This is a genomic window from Sphingomonas sp., assembly GCF_048595155.1.
In the GTDB taxonomy this organism is placed as follows: Bacteria; Pseudomonadota; Alphaproteobacteria; order Sphingomonadales; family Sphingomonadaceae; genus Sphingomonas_I.
In genome coordinates this window covers 1-22,118 of sequence record NZ_JBMDXN010000055.1, presented here as the reverse complement: position 1 = coordinate 22,118, position 22,118 = coordinate 1, and the positions used below count along the sequence as shown (strand labels likewise).

General features: G+C 65.0%; 19 protein-coding genes and 1 pseudogene. 14 read left to right on the top strand and 6 right to left on the bottom strand.

The window, feature by feature from the left end; translation table 11 throughout:
• Window positions 1–1,152 (bottom strand): Na+/H+ antiporter NhaA, encoded by a 1,152-nt coding sequence (gene nhaA / locus ACOJSI_RS08820; RefSeq protein ID WP_420137900.1) that lies wholly within the window; start codon window positions 1,150–1,152, stop codon window positions 1–3.
• A gap of 102 nt (window positions 1,153–1,254) precedes the next feature.
• Between nhaA and purH the strand changes: the two genes are divergently transcribed.
• From purH to ACOJSI_RS08790, 6 genes are all read left to right on the top strand, one after another.
• Window positions 1,255–2,826 (top strand): bifunctional phosphoribosylaminoimidazolecarboxamide formyltransferase/IMP cyclohydrolase, encoded by a 1,572-nt coding sequence (purH, locus tag ACOJSI_RS08815; protein WP_420137899.1) that lies wholly within the window; start codon window positions 1,255–1,257, stop codon window positions 2,824–2,826.
• 137 nt (window positions 2,827–2,963) lie between these two features.
• Window positions 2,964–5,282: a DNA translocase FtsK gene (locus ACOJSI_RS08810; protein ID WP_420137898.1), complete on the top strand. Its 2,319-nt coding sequence runs from the start codon at window positions 2,964–2,966 to the stop codon at window positions 5,280–5,282.
• Window positions 5,283–5,528: 246 nt separating this feature from the next.
• Window positions 5,529–6,194, top strand: coding sequence for a pyrimidine 5'-nucleotidase (locus ACOJSI_RS08805; RefSeq protein ID WP_420137897.1), 666 nt, complete (start codon window positions 5,529–5,531; stop codon window positions 6,192–6,194).
• A complete protein-coding gene (dapD, locus tag ACOJSI_RS08800) occupies window positions 6,191–7,009 on the top strand; it encodes a 2,3,4,5-tetrahydropyridine-2,6-dicarboxylate N-succinyltransferase (RefSeq protein ID WP_420137896.1) in 819 nt (272 codons plus the stop codon). The genes ACOJSI_RS08805 and dapD overlap by 4 nt, the downstream gene beginning before the upstream one ends.
• Window positions 7,010–7,033: 24 nt before the next feature.
• A complete protein-coding gene (locus tag ACOJSI_RS08795) occupies window positions 7,034–7,786 on the top strand; it encodes a glutaminyl-peptide cyclotransferase (protein WP_420137895.1) in 753 nt (250 codons plus the stop codon).
• A 57-nt stretch (window positions 7,787–7,843) separates the two neighbouring features.
• Window positions 7,844–8,140, top strand: a complete 297-nt coding sequence (locus tag ACOJSI_RS08790; RefSeq protein WP_420137894.1) for a GIY-YIG nuclease family protein — start codon at window positions 7,844–7,846, stop codon at window positions 8,138–8,140.
• Window positions 8,141–8,240: 100 nt separating this feature from the next.
• Here ACOJSI_RS08790 and ACOJSI_RS08785 read toward each other — a convergent pair whose 3' ends face one another.
• A complete protein-coding gene (locus ACOJSI_RS08785; protein WP_420137893.1) occupies window positions 8,241–8,804 on the bottom strand; it encodes a TlpA family protein disulfide reductase in 564 nt (187 codons plus the stop codon).
• Between the two features lie 16 nt (window positions 8,805–8,820).
• On the opposite strand from ACOJSI_RS08785, the gene argH reads away from it, so the two are divergent.
• Genes argH through ACOJSI_RS08755 form a run of 6 tightly spaced genes read left to right on the top strand, consistent with a single transcriptional unit; the run spans window position 8,821 to window position 14,282 of the window.
• The gene (gene argH / locus ACOJSI_RS08780) at window positions 8,821–10,185 is read left to right on the top strand and encodes an argininosuccinate lyase (protein ID WP_420137994.1); all 1,365 of its coding nucleotides are present in this window, start codon (window positions 8,821–8,823) and stop codon (window positions 10,183–10,185) included.
• Window positions 10,182–10,418, top strand: a complete 237-nt coding sequence (locus ACOJSI_RS08775; protein WP_420137892.1) for a hypothetical protein — start codon at window positions 10,182–10,184, stop codon at window positions 10,416–10,418. The genes argH and ACOJSI_RS08775 overlap by 4 nt, the downstream gene beginning before the upstream one ends.
• Window positions 10,419–11,678 carry a diaminopimelate decarboxylase gene (gene lysA, locus ACOJSI_RS08770; RefSeq protein ID WP_420137891.1) on the top strand — a complete coding sequence of 420 codons (1,260 nt, stop codon included), beginning with the start codon at window positions 10,419–10,421 and terminating at the stop codon, window positions 11,676–11,678.
• Between the two features lie 13 nt (window positions 11,679–11,691).
• Entirely contained in the window at window positions 11,692–12,558 is an 867-nt protein-coding gene (galU, locus tag ACOJSI_RS08765) for a UTP--glucose-1-phosphate uridylyltransferase GalU (RefSeq protein WP_420137993.1), read from the top strand.
• Between the two features lie 33 nt (window positions 12,559–12,591).
• Window positions 12,592–13,317 carry an NAD(P)-dependent oxidoreductase gene (locus ACOJSI_RS08760; RefSeq protein ID WP_420137890.1) on the top strand — a complete coding sequence of 242 codons (726 nt, stop codon included), beginning with the start codon at window positions 12,592–12,594 and terminating at the stop codon, window positions 13,315–13,317.
• Window positions 13,317–14,282 (top strand): zinc transporter ZntB, encoded by a 966-nt coding sequence (locus ACOJSI_RS08755; RefSeq protein WP_420137889.1) that lies wholly within the window; start codon window positions 13,317–13,319, stop codon window positions 14,280–14,282. Before ACOJSI_RS08760 ends, ACOJSI_RS08755 begins: the two co-directional genes overlap by 1 nt.
• Here ACOJSI_RS08755 and ACOJSI_RS08750 read toward each other — a convergent pair.
• From ACOJSI_RS08750 to thiL, 4 genes are all read right to left on the bottom strand, one after another.
• Complete coding sequence (locus tag ACOJSI_RS08750) at window positions 14,272–15,507, bottom strand: NupC/NupG family nucleoside CNT transporter (protein ID WP_420137888.1); 1,236 nt, start codon at window positions 15,505–15,507, stop codon at window positions 14,272–14,274. The two genes, ACOJSI_RS08755 and ACOJSI_RS08750, sit on opposite strands and share 11 nt — an antisense overlap.
• A gap of 75 nt (window positions 15,508–15,582) precedes the next feature.
• Entirely contained in the window at window positions 15,583–17,319 is a 1,737-nt protein-coding gene (locus ACOJSI_RS08745; RefSeq protein WP_420137887.1) for an alpha/beta hydrolase family protein, read from the bottom strand.
• A 293-nt stretch (window positions 17,320–17,612) separates the two neighbouring features.
• Window positions 17,613–19,748 carry a sodium-translocating pyrophosphatase gene (locus tag ACOJSI_RS08740; RefSeq protein WP_420137886.1) on the bottom strand — a complete coding sequence of 712 codons (2,136 nt, stop codon included), beginning with the start codon at window positions 19,746–19,748 and terminating at the stop codon, window positions 17,613–17,615.
• A gap of 129 nt (window positions 19,749–19,877) precedes the next feature.
• Window positions 19,878–20,798 (bottom strand): thiamine-phosphate kinase, encoded by a 921-nt coding sequence (thiL, locus tag ACOJSI_RS08735; protein ID WP_420137992.1) that lies wholly within the window; start codon window positions 20,796–20,798, stop codon window positions 19,878–19,880.
• Window positions 20,799–20,870: 72 nt separating this feature from the next.
• Between thiL and ACOJSI_RS08730 the strand changes: the two genes are divergently transcribed.
• Window positions 20,871–21,851, top strand: coding sequence for a YihY/virulence factor BrkB family protein (locus ACOJSI_RS08730; protein WP_420137885.1), 981 nt, complete (start codon window positions 20,871–20,873; stop codon window positions 21,849–21,851).
• An 83-nt stretch (window positions 21,852–21,934) separates the two neighbouring features.
• Window positions 21,935–22,099, top strand: a pseudogene (locus ACOJSI_RS08725) (DUF808 family protein); the annotation flags it as partial.
• Window positions 22,100–22,118 lie beyond the last annotated feature (19 nt).

Genomic DNA, 22,118 nt, shown 5'->3' with positions numbered 1-22,118 from the left:
TTATGGGCGGCTGGTGGTCATTCTCAGCAGCCCGTAGCCGGCCAAAGCGGAAATGAGCGAGCCGGCGAGGACGCCAATCTTCACTTCGTCGATCAGCAGCGGCTGGTCGAACGCCAGCCCGCCAATGAACAGGCTCATCGTAAAGCCGACGCCGCACAGCAGCGCCACGCCATAGATTTGCGGCCAGCTTGCGCCTTCCGGCTTGGTTGCCAAGGGCGATCTGACCGCCAGCCAGACCGATCCCAGCACGCCGATCTGCTTGCCGATGAAGAGGCCCGCTGCGACCGCCAGCGGCAGCGGCGAGACGATATCCGCCCAGGTCATGCCGGTGAAGGACACGCCGGCATTGGCAAAGCCGAACAATGGCACGATCAGGAAGGCGCTCCAGGGATGCAGCGCATGTTCCAGCTGACGCAGCGGACAGCTTTCCTCCTCCGCGCAGACCGGAATCATCATTGCCGCAATGACGCCTGCAACGGTTGCATGCACGCCCGAGCTCAGGACGGCCGCCCACAGCAAGACGGCGCAGATAAGGTAAGGCCAAAGCCGCATCACGCCACTCCGATTGAGCAACGCCATAACCGCGATCACCGCCAGCGCGGCCAGTAGCGGTACGAGCTTAATCCCGGCCGTGTAGACCAGCGCGATGATCGCTACCGCGCCCATGTCATCGACGATCGCCACCGTGGTCAGAAACACTTTGAGCGACACCGGCACACGCTTGCCGAGCATGGCGATCACGCCCAGCGCAAAGGCGATATCGGTGGCGCAGGGGATCGCCCAGCCGCGAGCGAGGCCCTCGGTGCGGCCGGCGATCAGCATGTAGAGAAGCGCCGGGACGATCATCCCACCGAGGGCGGCCAATCCCGGCAGGATCCGATCCGACCAGCTTGCCAGATGCCCGACGAGGAATTCGCGTTTGATTTCCAGCCCGACGAGCAGGAAAAAGAGCGCCATCAGCCCGTCATTGATCCAGTGGAGTACAGACATGCCGGCAATCTCGACATGCAGCGCATGCTGATAGCTCGGGGCGAGCCCGCTATTGGCGACCAGCAGGGCAAGCGCGGCGGCAGCAATCAGAAGGATGCCTCCGGACGTCTCGCTGCGCAGAAAAGCCTGCAGGGCTTTGGCGGGGTGTGTGGGCGTCGTCATCGATGCTGCGGGTAGGCCAGCTCTACCGGAACCGCATGCAAAAACCGACTCCAACGGCCTTTGGGGCTGGCCTTCGGGCGACTGTCCGCTAAAGGCGCGCGCATGACCGATATCATTATCAAGCGTGCGCTCCTTTCAGTTTCCGACAAGACCGGGCTGGTCGAGCTGGGACAGGCCCTGGCTGCAAAGGGCGTGGAGCTGGTATCGACCGGCGGGACCGCCAAGGCACTGCGCGATGCGGGCCTTACCGTGATGGACGTGTCGGAACTGACTGGCTTTCCCGAGATGATGGACGGGCGGGTCAAGACGCTCCACCCCAAGGTCCATGGCGGGCTGCTCGCGGTGCGCGACGATGCCGAACATGCAGCCGCGATGGCGGCGCATGAGATCGGCGCGATCGATCTGGTCGTGGTCAATCTCTACCCATTTGCGCAGACCGTGGCCAAGGGCGCGGCGCGGGACGAGATTATCGAAAATATCGATATCGGTGGCCCGTCGATGGTTCGCTCCGCAGCCAAGAACCATGCGTATGTCGCGATCGTCACCGATCCGGCCGACTATGGCATAGTCGCTGAAGGCACGACCAACCTCGATCAGCGCAAGCTGTTCGCGGCGAAGGCTTTCGCCGCGACGGCCACCTATGATGCGATGATCTCATCCTGGTTTGCGGCGGCCGATCAGGGCCAAGCCTTCCCCGACGCCATGTCGATCCCGGTCCGCAAGGCGGACGCGCTGCGTTACGGCGAGAATCCGCACCAGCAGGCGGCGCTCTATCTGCCGCTTGGCCCGTCCGCACGCGGCATCGCACAGGCCGAACAGCTCCAAGGCAAGGAGCTCAGCTACAATAATTATAACGACGCCGATGCCGCGCTGGAGCTGGTGAGCGAGTTCCGCGATGGTCCACCCACCGTCGTCATCGTGAAGCATGCCAATCCGTGCGGCGTCGCTACGGCGGACACGCTGATCGATGCCTATAAGGCCGCGCTTGCGTGCGACAGCGTTTCGGCCTTCGGCGGCATCATCGCCGTCAACCGTCCGCTCGACGGTCCGACAGCCGAGGCGATTTCGGGCATCTTCACCGAAGTCGTGGCGGCGCCTGCGGCGGACGATGCGGCGCGTGCGGTTTTCGCGAAGAAGAAGAATCTGCGCCTGCTCATTACCGGCGAGCTGCCCGATCCACGCCGTCCCGGATTGCAGCTGAAGTCGATCGCGGGCGGCCTGCTCGTCCAGACGCGCGACAATGGCGCAATCGGTGCGGAAGACCTGAAGGTCGTCACAAAGCGCGCGCCGACCGACCAGGAACTGGCCGATTGCCGCTTTGCCTGGACGGTGGCCAAGCACGTGAAGTCCAACGCCATCGTCTACGCCAAGGATGGCGCCACCGCCGGTGTCGGCGCCGGCCAGATGAACCGTCTGGAAAGCGCGCGTATCGCAGCCTGGAAAGCCAAGGATGCGGCGGACAAGGCCGGCTGGTCGGAACCGCGCACGATCGGATCGGCGGTTGCCTCCGATGCCTTCTTCCCCTTCGCCGACGGGCTGCTGGCGGCGGTGGAAGCAGGGGCGACGGCCGTGATCCAGCCAGGCGGATCGATGCGCGACAGTGAAGTCATCGCGGCCGCCGATGAAGCCGGCCTGGCGATGGTGTTCACCGGCATGCGTCACTTCCGCCACTAAAGACGCCCTGATCTCGGTCGGGACAGCCGGCTTCGCGGTGATCTGCCCCGCAGCCGTGTCGGCGGCTGCGCGCCCGGGTTTGCACGCCCGGAACATTTCAGGCACAATTCAGGCAATTCGACGGGGATAGCAGTCTAATGGCGACGCGGATCGCGGACGGGAGCAATTGGCGCGGCCAGGCGCTGCGGATCGGCCAGCGCGGCGGCGCGATGCTGAGCGCGCTGGCGGTGCTCGCCTTCGCCATGTTGCTCGCCTTTGCGCTGGCCAGCTATTCGCCGACCGATCCCGCGATGATGACGGCCGCGGGCGGTCCGGTCCGCAATATATTGGGCCCGGCCGGCGCGTGGAGCGCCGATCTTCTCCTGACCTTGTTCGGTCTTCCCGCCGTGCTGCTGATCCCACCGCTCGTGGTGGTGGCGCTGCGCCTGTGGCGCGGGGTGCATCCGGGCGAATGGAAGCGGGCCTTGCCGCTGACCATCCTTGCCATGCTCTTATGCGATATCGCTTTGGCGCTGGTGCATATCGGCCTGTTGGGCGTGCTGCCCGCAGGGCCGGGCGGCGGCATCGGCCTGGTCGGCGCCAGCGCGATCGATAGTGGCCTCGCGATGGTGCAGCCCGGCTGGGCGATGGGCATCCGCATCGCGGCAGTGCTCATCCTTGGCATTGTCGGCGTGACGATCGCTCTGTGGTCGCTCGGGCTGGACGCGGAAGAGCGGGCCGCCTTGTTCAAGCGGCGCGAACGCGCGGCCCGCGAAGAGCGCGTTTCAGTCACGCGGCCGCTGCGGCAGACGCCGGCCAAGGTGCGCGCCACGACGCCCGAACCCGAGGTGGAGGAGGTCGAGCCGCCGCGTCCTACGATCAACACTCCCGTCCGGCAGGCGCCGGCAAGCGATCGTGGCCAGCGCGAGCGTCAGGCCAAGCTCGATCTTGGCGACACCTGGGTGCTGCCGACACTGGACCTGCTGTCTCCGCCGCCGCCGCCCGTGACGGGACAGCTCGACAAGGCCGCGCTGGAGCGCAACGCCCGCTTGCTGGAAACGGTGCTGGAGGATTTCCACGTCCGCGGCCACATTACCGAGGTCCGCCCGGGCCCGGTCGTGACGATGTATGAGCTGGAGCCGGCCGCCGGCATCAAGGCCAGCCGCGTCGTCGCCCTGGCCGACGATATCGCGCGCAACATGTCTGCACTCTCCGCCCGCGTCGCGACCATTCCAGGCCGCACCGTGATCGGCATCGAGCTGCCGAACCAGAAGCGCGAGAGCGTGGTATTGTCCGAACTGGTCGCCAGCGATCAGTTCGAGAATCAGGGGCCCGGAAATTTGGCGCTGATCCTGGGCAAGAATATCGCGGGCGATCCGGTGATCGCCGATTTGTCCCCGATGCCGCATCTGCTCGTCGCCGGCACCACCGGCTCGGGTAAGTCGGTCGGCTTGAATGCGATGATCCTGTCGCTGCTCTATCGGCTGACGCCGGACCAGTGCCGCATGATCATGATCGATCCCAAGATGCTGGAACTCAGCGTCTATGACGATATCCCGCACCTGCTGTCGCCGGTCGTGACGGAACCCGCCAAGGCGATCCGTGCGCTGAAGTGGACGGTCGAGCAGATGGAGGAGCGCTATCGCATGATGGCGACGATCCAGGTGCGCAGCCTTGCGTCGTTCAACGAGAAGGTGAAGGCCGCCAAGGCCAAGGGCCAGCCGCTCGGGCGGCGGGTGCAGACGGGGTATGACGCCGATAGCGGCCAGCCCATCTACGAAGAAGAGAAGCTGGAATATGAACCGCTGCCGATGATCGTGGTGGTGGTCGACGAGCTGGCCGACCTGATGATGACCGCCGGCAAGGAAGTCGAATTCCTGATCCAGCGATTGGCGCAAAAGGCGCGCGCGGCCGGCATCCACCTGATCATGGCGACGCAGCGCCCGTCGGTCGACGTCATCACGGGCGTGATCAAGGCCAATTTGCCGACGCGGATCAGCTTCCAGGTCGCGTCCAAGATCGATTCGCGTACCATCCTCAACGAACAGGGTGCGGAGCAATTGCTGGGCAAGGGCGACATGCTCTACGTCGCGGGCGGCAAGCAGATCGTCCGCGTCCACGGCCCATTCGTGTCGGACGACGAGGTGCGCGGCGTCGCCGATCACTGGAAGGCGCAGCGTCCGCCGGAATATATCTCCGCCGTCACCGAAGAGCCGCTGGAGGGGAGCTACGAGATCGAGGGCGCGCCGACGGGTCCCGACGATCCCGAGACCGCAACCTACCGCAAGGCGGTGCAGCTGGTGGTGGAGAACCGCAAAGCGTCGACGTCGTGGCTGCAGCGCCAGCTCCGCGTCGGCTATAACAGCGCGGCCCGCCTGATCGAGCGGATGGAGAAGCAGGGCATCATCTCGACGCCCGACCATGTCGGCCGGCGTGAGGTGCTGATCGAGCCTGCCGATCTGGCCAGCTATTTGTAGGATCGAAAGGATGGCTTCGGCGCTGGCCCTCCCCTGGACGCGGCGCTCGCGTCGCGTTGGACCCTGAAACACGTTCGGGGTGACGAAGTAGAACAGGCGCGGCGGCCCCTCCAAAAACCAACCGTCATGCTGAACTTGTTTCAGCATCCATCGTAACGCGCGCCGATATGTCGGGGGGCGCCCGCCGCTCCAAACCTGCCGTGCGCAAGGTTGAACCTGATCGAACCGCCGCCTACCAGCCGCCTTATGCTCCCCGCTCTCGCCCATATCGACGCCTGGATCTTCGATCTGGACAATACGCTCTACCCCGCCGCGTCGGACCTGTTCGGGCTGATCGACAAGCGGATGACCGCCTATGTCGCGCGGTTGACTGGCCTGCCGCATGACGACGCCTATGCGCTGCAGAAAAGCTATTTCCGTCAGCATGGCACGACCTTGTCCGGCCTGATGGCGGAACATGGCGTCGACCCGCATGAATTTCTGGAGGACGTTCACGCGATCGAGATGGATGTGCTGCGCGAGGATCGGCGGCTGGTGGATGCGATCGCGCGGCTGCCGGGGCGCAAGCTGATCTTCACCAATGGCGATACGCCGTATGCCGAACGCGTGCTGGCCCGCGTCGGTCTGTCACGCACGTTCGAGGCGATCCATGACATCCACGCCATGGCGTACCAGCCCAAGCCGCATCCGCGCGCTTATCAATCGATGGTCGAGGCGTTCGGCGTCGATCCGACGCGCGCGCTCTTCGCCGACGATCTCGCGCGCAATCTCGCACCGGCCAAGATGCTGGGGATCACGACCTTGTGGATCGACAACGGATCGGAACAGGTCGGAGACGACAAAGCGGATGGGATCGATTACCGGACCGCGGATCTGGGCCTTTGGTTGCACGAAATATTGGGGGACGCATGACGCTTGAAGCCACGATCGACTCCGCCTGGGAGGCGCGCGACACGCTGTCGACCGCCACGGTGGGGCCGGAGCGGGAGGCGGTCGATGCCGCGCTCGCGGGTCTCGATGCCGGTACGTATCGTGTCGCCGAGAAGGTGGGCGATGCGTGGCGGGTCAACCAATGGCTGAAGAAAGCGGTGCTGCTGTCGTTCCGCCTGAACGACAATGTGCGCATGGTGGGCGGCGCTGCCGGTGGTCCGGCCTTCGACAAGGTGCCGACCAAATTCGCCCATTGGGATGAGGAGCATTTCCGCGCCGCCGGCTTCCGTGCGGTGCCCGGCTGCGTCGTCCGCCATGGCGCCTTCATCGGCAAGGGCGCGGTGCTGATGCCGAGCTTCGTCAATATCGGTGCCTATGTCGGCGAGGGCACGATGGTCGATACCTGGGCGACCGTCGGCAGCTGCGCGCAGATCGGACGCAACGTCCATATCTCGGGCGGCGTCGGCATTGGCGGCGTGCTCGAGCCGATTCAGGCCGGTCCGGTCGTGATCGAGGACAATTGCTTCATCGGCGCCCGCTCCGAAGTGGCGGAGGGTGGTTATGTGGGCGAGGGCGCGGTGCTCTCGATGGGCGTCTATCTCGGGGCGTCGACCAAGATCATCGATCGCGCCACGGGTGAGATCTTCGTCGGGCGCGTGCCGCCTTTTGCGGTGGTGGTCCCCGGCACGCTGCCCGGCAAGGATGGCGGCCCCGGCCTTTATTGCGCGGTGATCGTGAAGCGCGTCGATGCGCAGACGCGATCGAAGACCGGCATCAACGAACTGCTGCGCGACTGATCGCCGGCTGGTAGGTCTCGGACGATGCAACGCATTCTGGTTCTTCTCCTGCTGCTGTTGCCGGCATCGGTCCAGGCAGCCCTCCCGGTTGCGCCGGCGCAGGTGGTGCGAACCTATCCGCATGATACGAGCGCCTTCACCGAAGGGCTGCTGATCCGCGACGGCTGGCTTTACGAAAGCACCGGCTGGGAAGGGCGCAGTTTCATTCGGCAGAAGGAGCTTGCGACCGGGCGGACGATCCGCAGCATCGCCATCCCGACGAGCCTGTTCGGCGAAGGCATCGTCGATTGGGACGATCGGCTCTATTCCTTCGTCTGGCATGGCGGCAAAGGGTTCATCTGGACGCTGCCAGAGCTGAAGTCCGCCGGAACATGGCGCTATACCGGCGAGGGTTGGGGCATGACCCATGACGATCGCCGGATCATCATGTCGGACGGCACGCCTGTCCTACGCTTCCTTGAGCCGGGGACGATGAAGGTCGTCCGCCGCCTGACCGTGACGGCAGACGGGCAGCCGGTCTCGCAGCTGAACGAACTGGAATATGTCCGCGGCGAAATCCTCGCCAACGTCTGGCAGACGGCGTTGATCGCGCGCATCGACCCGGCGACCGGCAAGGTGAAGGGCTGGATCGACCTTGCCGCCCTGTGGAACCGTGTGAAGGTTGCCGATGAGGGGGCGGTTCCCAACGGCATTGCCTATGACAAGAAGGCGGGCAGGCTGTTCGTCACCGGCAAGAATTGGCCGACTTTGTTCGAGATCAAGCTGCCGGACCGGTAACCTGAGGCAGCGAATATTGTCATTGCGAGGAGCGCAGCGACGAAGCAATCCAGGCCGATGCGCGAGCGGCCACCTGCGGTGTATATCATGGCCAGCAGGCGCAACGGCACGCTCTACGTCGGCGTGACGTCCGACCTGCCGAGACGTGTCTGGCAGCATCGTGAGGGGACCACCGAAGGCTTCGCCGCACGCCACGGATGCAAGTCACTCGTCTGGTTCGAGCTGCATGGCAGCATGGAGCAGGCTGTATTGCGCGAGAAGCATAGCAAGGGCGGCTCGCGCAAAAAGAAGCTGGCGCTCAGCGAAGCCGTTAATCCGCTTTGGCTCGATCTTTTTGCTGAAATTGTTGGCTAGAGCCTGATCCACTGGTGGGTGAATCAAGCCCTTCAAAGCCTATGGCCTGGATTGCTTCGCTGCGCTCGCAATGGCGATAAGAAGCGGCCGGTAGATGGGTTTATCCCGCCTGGGCCAGCAGTGCCGCCGCTTCCTTGCTGGTCCAATCCATATCGCGCGACACGCGCCACACTTCCTTCCCGTTCGCGTCGAACAGGATGGTGGTCGGCAGCGATGCCGTCTTGAACGGGATCATGAGCGCATTGTTCGTGTCCATCCACGGCTTCAGCGTCTTCAGCGGGCGCTTCTGCAGGAACGGTCCGACGACGCGGGGGCCTTCCAGATCCTCATTGACCACCACCACCTGAAGCTTCGCGCCGTCGCGGGCGGCGAGCGCATCCAGCGTCGGCAATTCCTTGATGCAGGGCACGCACCAGGTTGCCCACAGATTGACCAGCAGCGGCTTGCCCTTGAGGTCGGACAGCTTCGCCGGCGCCCCCTCAGCATTCTTGATCTCGACGTCGGGGATCGATTTTCCCTTTTGCGACAGGTCCGGGCCGCTATGTGCCGGCGCAGCGGCTGGCGCGGCCGGTATCTCCTGTGCTTGCGGCGCGGGAGCGGCTTGCTTATGGCAGCCGCCGAGCGCGGCCAGCAGCGTGAAGGAAGCGAGGGCTTTACGCCGCATGTCGGACTCCAATACTATGTGGGGCGGACGGTTCGCCGATGGGCCTAGCGCCATCATGCGCGAAATCAACGCCTCTATCCCATTCGACAAGCGCCTGTGGCGCCAGGATATCGCCGCCAGTCGGGCGCATGTCGCGATGCTGGGCGCGCAGGGGATCGTCGATGCCGCCGACGTTGCGGCGATCGACCAGGGGCTGGCGCAGATCGCGTCGGATTATGAAACGAACGGGCCGCCCGAGGATCTGACGCTCGAAGATATTCACATGACGGTCGAAAGCCGGCTGGCGGAGCTGATCGGCCCTGCCGCTGGCCGCCTCCACACGGCGCGCTCACGCAACGATCAGGTGGCGACTGACTTCCGCTTGTGGGTGCGCGACGCGATCGACGCGGTCGGCGCGGGGCTGGCCGCCTTCCAGGCCGCCTTGCTGGCCCGTGCCGAAGAACATGCTGGCACGATCATGCCTGGTTTCACCCACCTGCAGGTGGCGCAGCCGGTGACGCTCGGTCATCATCTGATGGCGTGGCATGCGATGATCGGGCGTGACCGCTCGCGCTTCGCCGATGCCCGGGCACGGCTCAATCGATCGCCGCTCGGCAGCGCCGCGCTGGCCGGGACCGGCTTCGCGATCGATCGCCACGCGACGGCGTCTGCGCTCGGCTTCGATGGGCCCACGGCCAATTCGCTCGATTCGGTATCCGATCGCGATTTCGCGCTCGATTACCTGATGGCGGCGACGCAGTGTTCGCTGCATCTGTCCCGCATGGCGGAAGAATTCGTGATTTGGGCAAGCCAGCCGTTCGGCTTCATCAGCCTTCCGGATGCTTATTCCACCGGCTCGTCGATCATGCCGCAGAAGCGCAATCCGGATGCGGCCGAGCTGGTGCGCGGCCATTCCGGACGGATCGCCGGCTGCATGGTCGCGCTGACGATGACGATGAAGGGCCTGCCGCTCGCTTATTCCAAGGACATGCAGGACGATAAGCCGCCCGTATTCGAGGCGCACGATCTGCTGGCGCTATCGATAGCGGCGATGACCGGTATGGTGGAGACGACGCGTTTCGTGCCGGAACGGATGCGGGCGGCGGCCGAGGCCGGCTTTTCGACCGCGACCGACTTTGCCGACTGGTTGGTGCGCGAAGGCAATATCCCGTTCCGCGAGGCGCATCATATTACCGGCCGCGCGGTGAAGCTGGCCGAAAGCGAAGGCATCGCCTTGGCGGCGCTGCCGCTGGAAGCGCTGCAGGCGATCGATCCGCGCATCGATGCGCGCGTGTTTGGCGTGCTGACCGTCGATGCGTCGGTCGCGAGCCGGACCAGCCATGGCGGCACCGCGCCGGATCAGGTGCGCGCCCGTATTGCAGAGGCGAGGGCATCGTCATGAAGCGGATCCTTTTGCTGGGCAGCCTCCTGATGCTGGCGGCCTGCGGTAACGAGCAGACCCTGCATCCCCCCGAAGGAGCCTCCCTGCCGCCGAAGCCGGCAACGGCGCCGACGCCGCCAACGCCCGCGGACCTGTTGAAACAACCCCCCTCCGAACGGCCGATGCGCAGCGACGAACTGCTGACCAAATCGCAGCCGCGCGCCGAGGACCCTTTCGATCTGCCGCCCAAATAGATGAACCATTTCGACCTTAAGAATGGCGAGCTCCACGCCGAAGACGTGCCGCTGTCGCAGATCGCGGCGGAGGCCGGTACGCCGATCTACGTCTATTCCGCGGCCACGATCGAGCGGCACGCCCGCGTCTTTCGTGAGGCTCTGGAAGGTGTCGACGATCCGCTGATCGCCTTCGCGGTCAAATCCAATCCGAATGCGGCGGTGCTCGCGACGCTGGCGCGGCTCGGCCTGGGCGCGGACGTGGTGTCGGGCGGCGAGTTGCGGCGCGCGCTGGCCGCTGGCGTTCCGGCAGAAAAGATCGTCTTCTCCGGCGTCGGGAAAACCGCGGAAGAGATGGCGCTGGGGCTGGAGGAAGGCATCGGCCAGTTCAACCTCGAATCGCTCGAGGAAGCGGAAACATTGTCGCAGGTCGCCAGCGCCCGCGGGCTGACGGCGCGGGTCGCCTTCCGCGTCAACCCGGATGTCGACGCCGGTACACACAGCAAGATCTCGACCGGCCGCGCCGACGATAAATTCGGCATCGCTTATGATCGCGCGCTCGATGCTTATGCGCGCGTGGCGACGCTGCCCGGCCTCGATCCGATCGGCGTCGCCGTCCATATCGGCAGCCAGTTGACGGATCTCGCGCCGAGCCGCGCCGCCTTCACCCGCGTCGGCGCTCTGATCGCGGACCTGCGGGCGGCGGGTCACACCATCCGGACCGCCGATCTCGGCGGCGGCCTGGGCGTTCCCTACAACCCGGCGGTACCGGCGCCACCGACGCCAGCCGCTTATGGCGCGATGGTGCGCGAGGTGACGGCCGGCTGGGACGTGCGCCTGATCTTCGAGCCCGGCCGCGTGATTGTCGGCAATGCCGGCGTCCTGCTGACGCGCGTAATTCGTGTGAAAGAGGGCAAGAATGATCCGTTCGTGGTCGTTGACGCCGGAATGAACGATCTGCTGCGCCCCAGCCTCTATGATGCCTGGCACGACATCCAGCCGGTCGCGCCGAAGGGCGAGCGTTTCCGCGCCAACATTGTCGGGCCGATTTGCGAGACGGGCGACACGTTCGCACGTACCCGCGAAATGGATCAGGTTGTTGCCGGCGATCTGGTCGCCTTCATGACCGCGGGTGCCTATGGGGCGACGATGGCCAACACCTATAATTCGCGAGGGCTTGTGCCCGAAGCGATGGTGTCTGAAGATCGGTGGGCGATCGTTCGCGATCGTCAGCCGATCGAAGCACTGATAGCGGCCGACCGTCTTCCACCCTGGCTCTGAGGACAGCATGACGATCAAGCCTGTACGCAAGGCAGTGTTTCCGGTTGCGGGCTTCGGCACGCGTTTCCTTCCCGCAACGAAGGCCGTTCCGAAGGAATTGCTCCCCGTCGTCGATCGCCCGCTCATTCAATATGCGATCGACGAGGCCCGCGCGGCGGGGATCGAGCAGATGATCTTCGTCACCGGTCGCGGCAAACATGCGATCGAGGATTATTTCGATAGCGCGTTCGAGATCGAGCATGATCTCAACGCCAAGGCCAAGCATGCCATATTGGAAGCGATGCGTCCGACCCGGCTGGATCCGGGTCAGGCCGCCTTCGTCCGCCAGCAGCAGATGGCGGGGCTTGGCCATGCCGTATGGTGCGCGCGCCAGCTGATCGGCGATGAGCCCTTCGCCGTGCTGCTGCCCGACGAACTGCTGTGGAACCCGGATCGGCCCTGCCTCTCGCAGATGCGCGAAACCTATGAGGCGAAGGGAGGCAACGTCATCGCCGTGGTCGAGGTGCCGGAAGAGCATACCGATCGCTACGGCATCGTCTCTCCGGGCGAATCCGACGGCGCCGTGACCGAAGTGAAGAGCCTGGTCGAGAAGCCCAAGGCCGGCACGGCCCCGTCGCGGCTCGCGGCCGTAGGCCGCTACATCCTGCAGCCGGATGTCCTCGACATCCTGACGGAGGGCAAGAAGGGCGCCGGCGGTGAGATCCAGTTGACCGATGCCATGGCCGATCTGATCGGCAAGCAGCCGTTCCACGCCCAGACGTTCGATGGCGTTCGCCACGATTGCGGCGAGAAGGCCGGCTTCATCGTCGCCAATATCGCGCTTGCCCTGGAACGGGCCGATATCGCCGACACGATCCGCGCCTACGTGCGAACGATCTAAGACGAGGCCGTCACGCACAGCCTTCCAATCTTCGTGCGCCTGCAGGGCCGCCCGGTCATCCTGATCGGTGACGGCCCGATGGCAGATGCGAAGGCACGGTTGCTGGAGCGTGCCGGCGCCATTCCAGTCGGAGAGGATGCGCAGGCCGCGCTGGCGATTGTCGCGGCAGATGATGAGGCTGTCGTCGCCCGGCTCAAGGGGCGCGGCATCCTCGTCAACGCGGTCGATCGACCAGATCTGTGCGACTTCACCCTGCCGGCGATCATCGATCGGGAGCCGGTCTTGATCGCGATCGGCACCGGCGGTGTCTCGGCCGGTCTGGCCGCGGCGCTGCGTCAGCGGCTCGAAGCCTTGCTCCCGCCAGGATTGGGACGGCTGGCACAGGCGCTGCAGGCCGCACGCGCATCGCTGCGCGCGCGTTTCCCGACGGTCGATCAGCGCCGCCGCGCGATTGGGGCGCTGCTTGCGGCCGGTGGTCCGCTCGATCCGCTGATCGATCATACCGATCCCGCGGCTGCCATCACGCGCGCCTCGCCTGGCGAGGATCGTTCCTATTCGGTTCGTCTCACGTCCGCTGATCCCGAAACGCTGACCCTCAGGGATGCGCGGCTGCTGGGCCTGGCGGATCGTGTCTTTCACACCATCGATGTGCCAAACGCGATCCTGGATCGCGCCCGCGCCGATGCCGAACGGATTCTCGGTGATCCGCCTGCATCTCCGCTGCCGGGCGTTACGGTTCAGCTGATCTGGGAGCCGTAATGAATCGCTGGGCGCTGGAACTGCAGTCGGACGGCAAGGGGCATGAGGTCGATGCGGCCGAAGCCTGTGCGCGTCGCGCACCGCCGCCGTCCTTCGTGTGGATCCATCTGGACGGACGCGAGCAAGAAACACTGCGCTGGCTGAACGATCATGGCGGTATGCCAACCACGGTGATCTACGCGCTGACCGCCACCGAAACCCGTCCTCGCAGCGAGGCGATCGAGCATGGCGCCCTGATCAACCTGCGCGGGCCATCGTTGCCCGGCGATCAGCAGCAGGATCGACTGGTGTCGATACGGGCCTGGGTGGAACATGGTCGCGCTATATCGGTCAGCTTCCACCCGATCGATGGCCTGGATGTGCTGCGGGATCAGATGATCGCCGGAAGCATCAAGGATCCCGGCGACCTGATCTCACACCTGGCGATGATTATCACCAAACGGGTCGATCCGGTGATCGCGGATCTGGGCGATCTGGTCGACGATTGCGAATTGGCGCTTGCGCCCGAACATGCCTACGAGACGCGCCGCAAGATTGCCGAAGCCCGCTCGGATGCGATCGTCTATCGCCGGTTCGTGGCGCCGCAGCGCGAAGCGCTGTCCCGATTGGCCGAGCTGGACGCGCCCTGGCTGGAGGAAGATGATCGCTTGCATCTGCGGGAAGCCGCGGATCGGTTCGCCCGCATGGCGGAGGAGCTGGAGGCTGTGCGTGAGCGATCCGCGCTGATCCACGAGCAGCTGACCGATCTACGCTCCGAGCAGATCGAAAACCGCGCCTTGTTATTGTCGATCGTCGCCCTGATCTTCCTGCCGCTGACCTTCCTGACCGGCTTGTTGGGCATGAATGTGGAGGGCATTCCGGGCGCACATGAACCCTGGGCCTTTTGGGGCGTGGTCGGCTTCTGCGTCGTTATTGCAGGCGCCATCACCGCCTGGTTCAGCTTCGCCCATTGGTTCAGGCGATGAGGATCCCGGCCAGCGCCGCCGACATCAGGTTGGCCAGGCTGCCGGCGAGCAGCGCTTTCAATCCGAGCTTGGCGATCATCGGCCGCTGATTGGGGGCCAGCCCGCCGGTAACGGCCATCTGAATCGCGATCGAACTGAAATTGGCGAAGCCGCACAATGCGAACGTGACGACCGCCTGGCTGTGCGCGCTCAGCCCGGCCCCGATCTTGCCGAGATGGATATAAGCGACAAACTCGTTCAGCACGATCTTCTCGCCGAACAGGCCGCCCGCGGCCCCGGCCTGATCCCACGGCACGCTGATCAGATACATGACCGGCGCGAAGATATAGCCCAGGATGCGCTGGAAGGTCAGATCGGCGATGCCGAACCAGTGGCCCGCCCCCGCCAGCAACCCGTTCGCCAATGCTACCAGGCCGACGAAGGCGAACACCATGGCGCCGACCATCACCGCCAGCCGTACGCCCAGCTGTGCGCCCTGGGCGGCGGCCATGATGACATTGGCGGGCTTCTCGTCCTCATCGCCGCGGCTGGTGTCGACCATTTCGTTGATCGGCAAGGCCAGCTCGCGGGGATCGTCCGGCATCATCATCTTGGCCATCAGGATCGCGCCCGGCGCTGACATGAAGCTGGCGGCGAGCAGATATTCGATACGGATTCCCATCGAGGCGTAGGCGGCCAGGATGGTGCCGGCCACGCCAGCCATTCCGCTCGTCATCACCTGGAACAATTGGCTCGGGCGCAACGCCGCCAGATAGGGGCGGATCACCAACGGCGATTCCGATTGGCCGACGAAGATGTTGGCCGCGGCGCACAGGCTCTCGACCTTGCTGATGCCGACCACCGCCTCGATCGCCCCGCCCAGCCAGCGCACGATCCGCTGCATGATGCCAAGATGGTAGAGGATCGACACCAGGCTGGCGAAGAAGATGATCACCGGCAGCGCCTGCAAGGCGAAGTTCTGGCCGAGGGGCGAGGCGGCGAACGGCCCAAACAGGAACGCCGTGCCCTCCCCAGCATAGCCGAGCAGGGCGCCCACGCCTTCCGCCATCGCTGCGATCACGCGCTGGCCCGCGGGGACGTAGAGGACCAGCACGGCAATGCCGACCTGCAGCGCGAACGCCGCGCCGACCACGCGCGGGCGGATCCAGCGACGGTTGGAAGACAGCGCGAACGCCACCGCCAATATAAGGACGATGCCCACCAAGCTGAGCAAATGACCGGTCATGCGCGCTTACTTCCCCTCGATGGACGCGCGACGATACACGGTCGCGTCAACGAGGCCAGTGCGCAGCGGTGACGGTCACGCAGGATTATATTTGGCGAGGAACGCCTCCACGTGGGACAGGAAGTCCGCATTATTCTTTTCGTCGGCAAGGCCGTGCCCTTCGCCCTTGTAGAAATAGCTCTCGACGACCGCCTGCCGCTTCTTCAGCGCGTTGACCAGTCGATGCGACTGGACGGCGGGGACATTGTCGTCGGCCTCGCCGTGCGCGATCAGGATTGGGATGGTGATGGACGCTTGCTGCTGGAGCGGTGAGAAAGCGGCGAGATCGCGGCCTTCCTCCCCCTGCACCTTTTTCTCCCAGGCGACGGCATAGCGCTTCGCGTAGAATTGCGATCGGTCATACCGTAGCTGCGCCCGAAGATCGCTGACCCCGGCAAGGCTAATGGCGCACCGATAATGCGCGCTATCCCGGACCGACGCCCACTCCGCCGCATAGCCGCCATAGGATATGCCCATTATGCAGACGCGCTTGGGATCAATCATGTTCTGGCGTGCGAGGGCGGCGATGCCGTCAAGCAGATCATTCTGCATCGCTGCGCCCCATTGGCCATAGCCTTTTTCGACGAAAGCACGGCCATATCCGGTCGAGCCACGGAATTGGGGTTGAAGCACGGCATAGCCGCGGCTGGCGAGGAACTGGACATAGGGATCATAATCCCAGTGATCGCGCGCGAAGGGTCCGCCGTGCGGCATTACGATCAGTGGCAGTGCTTGCGCGGACTTCGTGGACGGCAGCGTAAGAAAGCCCGGAATCTCAAGGCCGTCACGGGCGTTATATACGAAGGATCGTACGGGCGAGAGCGGCAGGGCGCCGCGATCCTCAAACGCGGGAAGCAAACCTTTCATGGTTCGTGCCTTGCGGTCGAACAGGTACGACATGCCGGCACTGTCCGGCCCGCGGGTTTGGACTACGACCAGGTTCCCGTCCCGGCTGCGGCTCGTCATGGTGTTGACCGTGTTGGGGAATGTTCGGTCGATCTGCGACTGGAGTTTGGCCTGGTCCGCATCAAGCCATTTGATACGGGGCCGGTCATCCTCGTAGGCGATACCCGTCACTGTGCGACTATCGGTCTCCAAGACCAGTCGGTCGATATCGACCTTGGGATGCTCGAACACGGGCTTTCCCAACGTACCCGTGCCCGGATCATATTCGTAAACCGCAAATCGCCCGGTCTGGCGGTTGCTCGTCGCAAGACCGGCGCCGCCCGGGCCATTGAAGCGGATCGACTCAATAATATCCTCGCCGTCTTCGCCTGACTTCGCAGGGGAGGCGGCGCGGCGTAGAGGGTCCACCGCCGCGGTGCGATAGAGCACAACGGCACGACCGCGCTCGGATCCTACGCCTGCGCGGACAATGCCGTTACCATCGGCAAACCATCGCCGTACCGGCTGCTGGCTCGGCTGCACGGGCGTGATTGTCCGGGACGGCATGTCCAGCCGGATTACTTCCGGGAAGCTTTGCGATTTGCGGATCGCACTGAGAAGCATGCCCCGGCCATCCGGTGCCCTCCAGATCACATCGGCGACTTTATAGGGGGCTTTAGGCGGCAGCAGCGTATCTATTTTCGCAGTTTTCAGATCGATCGTGATGGGAATCGGTACACGTATGATCCACGAATCGATCACCGCCATGCTCGGCCAGCTGGTCAGCAGACGATCTTCGCCTAGCCAGCTGAGCGGAGATGTGCCGATACCCTTGATCAACTTGCGGCAGCCGCCGGGAAGATCGGCAGTATCTATTACGCACAACATCGTCCCGCCGTCGAAGCGGCCAACCAGGGTTTTGCCGTCAGGTGATATCAGGGGATCTGAAAAGCTCTGCTTCTTTAGGAAAGCCTCAGGCGGCGGAAGCGGCCGCGCGTCAGCAGCACGCGCTATATGCGGGGCGATCGCTATCGTGATGGCCGCAGCCGAGCATAGGAATCGGACATAGCCCTTGGCAGCCGTCCCCTTCAGCATATCAATTCCCCCGCAGGGAAAGTGCCGCAGACATGGCCGGATCGCAAGCGGGGCGCGCGATGAATGGAACCCCGCCTGCGGATCGATCAGCCGCCGTGCCCGGCGAGTGCCGCCAGCAGCAGCAGGGCGACGATGTTGGTGATCTTGATCATCGGGTTTACGGCAGGACCAGCGGTGTCCTTATACGGATCGCCCACGGTGTCGCCGGTCACGGCCGCCTGGTGCGCGGGCGAGCCCTTGCCGCCATAAGCGCCTACCTCGATCACCTTCTTGGCATTGTCCCAAGCGCCACCGCCTGACGTCATGGAGATGGCGACGAACAGGCCGGAGATGATCACGCCCATCAGCAGGGCGCCAAGCGCGGCGAAGCCGTTGCCCTGACCCGCCACGGCCGTGACCGCGAAATAGACGATCACCGGCGCCAGCACCGGCAGCAGCGACGGCACGATCATCTCACGGATCGCGCCCGCGGTGACGAGGCCGACCGTACGCGCATAATTGGGGCGCACACTGCGATCGGCGATGCCGGGATTGGCCTTGAACTGCGCACGTATATCCTGCGCTACGGCTTGCGCCGTGCGCCCCACCGCGGTCATCGCCATGCCGCCGAACAGATAGGGTAAGAGCGCCCCCAGCAGCAGGCCGATGACGACATAGGGGTTGGAGAGCGAGAAGTTGACCGCGACCGTGCCGAAGAATTGCGACAGATCCTCGGTATAGGTGGCGAACAGCACCAGGGCAGCGAGGCCGGCCGAGCCGATCGCATAGCCTTTGGTCACCGCCTTGGTCGTGTTGCCGACCGCATCGAGCGCATCGGTCCGCTCGCGCACTTCGCCCTCAAGTCCCGCCATCTCGGCGATGCCGCCGGCATTGTCGGTAACCGGGCCATAGGCGTCGAGCGCGACCACCATCCCCGCCAGCGCCAGCATGGCAGTGGCCGCGAAAGCAATGCCGATCAAGCCCGCCAGCTGGTAGCTTGCGACGATCCCGACGACGATCACCAGCGTCGGCAGCGCGGTGGATTCCATCGATACCGCCAGGCCCTGGATAACATTGGTACCGTGGCCGGAATCCGATGCCTTGGCGATCGATTGAACCGGGCGGTAATTGGTGCCGGTATAATATTCGGTGATCCACACGATCAGCCCGGTCACGCCGAGGCCGACGAGCATGCACCAGAACAGGTCCATCGCGGTGAAGGCGGTATGCGCGGCGACCGCCGGCGCGACGTCGACGCTGGTCGCCTCCGCCGCGCCGCCGATGATCGCATTCATGTCCGGAAAGATCAGGTGCGTCGCCCACCACAAGGCCGGGATCGACAGCAGCGCGGTCACCACAAACCCCTTGTAGAGCGCACCCATGATCGAGCCTTTGCCGAGGCGCACGAAGAAGGTTCCGATGATGGAGGTCACGATGCAGACACCGCCGGCGAGCAGTGGCAACGCCATCAACCGGGCGGCATCTGTGCCGGCAACAAGCAACGCGATCAGAACCATGGTCGCGCCGATTGTGACGACATAGGTTTCGAACAAGTCCGCCGCCATGCCGGCGCAATCGCCGACATTGTCACCGACATTGTCCGCGATCACGCCGGGATTGCGGTCGTCATCCTCGTCGAAGCCAAGCTCGTTCTTGCCGACCATGTCGGCGCCGACGTCGGCCGCCTTGGTAAAGATGCCGCCACCCAGCCGCGCGAAGATGGAAATGAGCGATGCGCCGAAGGAGAGCGCGACGAGCGCGTTGATCACCGGCCGGCTGGTGGGGTTCATCCCGCTATGAACGAGCGCGAAGAAATAGCCGGCAATGGCCAGCAGCGCCAAACCTGCAACGAGCATTCCGGTCACCGCACCGGAGCGGAACGCCATGGTCAGGCCACCCTGCAGGCCGTGGCGGGCCGCTTCGGCCGTGCGGACGTTCGCCCGTACCGAAATGTTCATGCCGATGAAGCCGGTGACGCCGGACAGGATCGCGCCGATCGCAAAGCCGATCGCGGGTACGGTCCCAAGGAACCAATAGACCAGAAGTGCCACCACCACGCCGACAATGGCGATCGTGCTATATTGTTTGGTCAGATACGCGCCTGCGCCTTCCTGAATCGCGGCGGCGATATCCTGCATCCGCTGGTTGCCCGCCGGCGCGCGCAACACCTGCATTGCGGTAATGATTCCATAGAGTACGGCGAGAACGCCAAAGAGGATGGCAAGTTCGACAATCAGCAGCATCGTCCTAATTCCCCTATATTATCACCACATCATTGTGTGGCCGGGTTTGGGGGGAGGTTAGGACCACTTGGTGTCATCGGCAAGACGGCTGGGTGGGCTGCTATTTATCCGATCTGGCGGGCTTTTCTTTCAGCCAGCGCCATGTTCATAGCCCAGCCGTTCCGGCAGCGGCACCAGGGCGTCGCCATCGCGAAGCGTCAGCCCCGCGCCGTTTGAGAATCGCCCGACCGGCGTAATGGCAGCGAGGCCTGCTTGCGCCAGGCGGAGGCCCGGCGGCGCCGCGAACAGCAGTTCATAATCGTCCCCGGCCGTCCCGGCCGCGAGACGCGCGGTGCGATCCGTGCCGCCGGCGACCGGCACTGTGTTGAGATCGATCTCCAGCGCCAGGCCACTCGCCGCCGCCATCCGCATGCCGTCGATCAACAGGCCGTCGGACATGTCGGCCATCGCATGGACCAGCGGGGCGAGGGCGCGGCCCTCTGCCAAGCGCGGCTGCGGCCGGCGGTAGGCTGCGAGCCACTCGGGCGGTCCCGTAAGATGGCCCTGCGCCATTGCCAGCCCCAGCCCGGCGGCGCCGATCCGACCGGTAACGTAGAGCAGATCGCCGGCTTGCGCTCCGGCGCGCGAGGGGGCGCCGCCCGGGCCTGCCTCCCCAATGGCGGTCAGCCCGAAGGCGCGCGGCGCCCCCGGTGGCATGCGCACCGTATCGCCGCCGAGCAGGGCAACGTCGAACGCTGTCAGCGCCGCCTGCAGCCCCGCGGCAAATTCCGCATCGTCATCACGGGCGCCCAAAGCGTAGCCGAGGAGCACTCCGATCGGACGTGCACCCTTGGCAGCGAGGTCGGACAGGTTCACCGCCACCAGCTTCCAGGCGACGTCGGCGATCGGATCGTCGGGAAGGAAATGCACGCCTTCCACCAGCATATCGTGGGTCATCACCAGTGCGGTGCCGGCGATTGTCAGGACCGCGGCGTCATCCATCAGCCCACGCGCGGCGGGGTCGCGCGCCAGCGGTCTGAGCAAGGCGATGAAGTCATTCTCGGCCGACACCGCCAAATCATAGCGGCCACGCATCGGCACGGCCACTCGTGCGTTCGACAGGCAAGACAGGGAGTTATGGACATGGCGAGCACCGCGCAGATGGCGGGGCCGGCGGACGATCCCCATGGGCGGGAGGCGGCAAGCCCGCTCTCCTTCCCGCGCCGCGCCTGGCGCGAGGTGCTGGGACGGGTGTGGGTCAAGACTGGCGACGACAATATCAGCCTGATGGCGGCGGGCGTGGCCTTTTACGCCTTCCTGGCGTTCGTGCCGCTGCTGGCCGCCTTGATCATGACCTACGGGCTGATCGCCGATCCCTCGACCATCGCCGATCACATGCGGGCGATCATTCGCCTGGTTCCCAAGGACGCGGCCAAGCTGATCCTCGACCAGATCGTCAGCCTGGTCACCGCCTCCACCGGCAAGAAGGGGCTGGGCCTGCTCGTTGCCCTGCTGATTTCGATCTACGGCGCGACCCGTGCCAGCGGCGCGATCATGATGGCGTTGAACGTCGTGTACGAACAGCGCGAGCGCCGATCCTTGGTCAAGACGACCTTCATCTCCTTCGTCATGATCCTCGCGGCGATCGCGGTCGCGGTGGTCGGGCTGCTCGCCGCCTCGGTGCTCGCTTTGCTCGGCAAATGGGCGAACCGGCTGGGGGATGTGACCACGATCACTATCGGCGCCGCCACCTGGCTGATCGCCGCCGCGCTTGCCTGCGTCGCGATCGGTGCCGCCTATCGCTACGCCCCTGATCGGCACGATGCGCAATGGCGCTGGATCTCGCTCGGATCGGTGCTGGCGACCTTTTTGTGGTTGCTGGCGACGCTTGGCTTCGGCGCCTACGCCGCCACGATCGGCAATTATAACGCGACCTATGGTTCGCTCGGCGCCGTGGTCGTGCTGCTGATGTGGCTCTACGTGTCGGCGTACGCCATCCTGCTCGGCGCATCGATCAATGCGGAGACGGAGCGTCAGGTCGAAGCCGATACGACCACCGGCCACCCCAAGCCGCTCGGCGCCCGCGGAGCGACGGTCGCGGATGAGGTCGCGCCGGAAAGCTGAGCGTCTGCGGACACAAGGCCGCTTTTCACATGCGCAGCGCCCGTGTCCGCGCTAGCGCCTGACCAATTCGTAAGGGGGATCGCATGGCGGGTGGATTGGTAGCATTGCTGGACGACGTGGCCGCGCTTGCAAAGCTGGCGGCCGCGTCGCTCGACGATGTTGCGGGCGCGGCCGGCCGCGCCGGGCCCAAGGCGGCGGGCGGCGTCATAGACGATACAGCCGTCACGCCGCGCAACGTCACCGGCCTGTAGCCCGTTAGCGAACTGC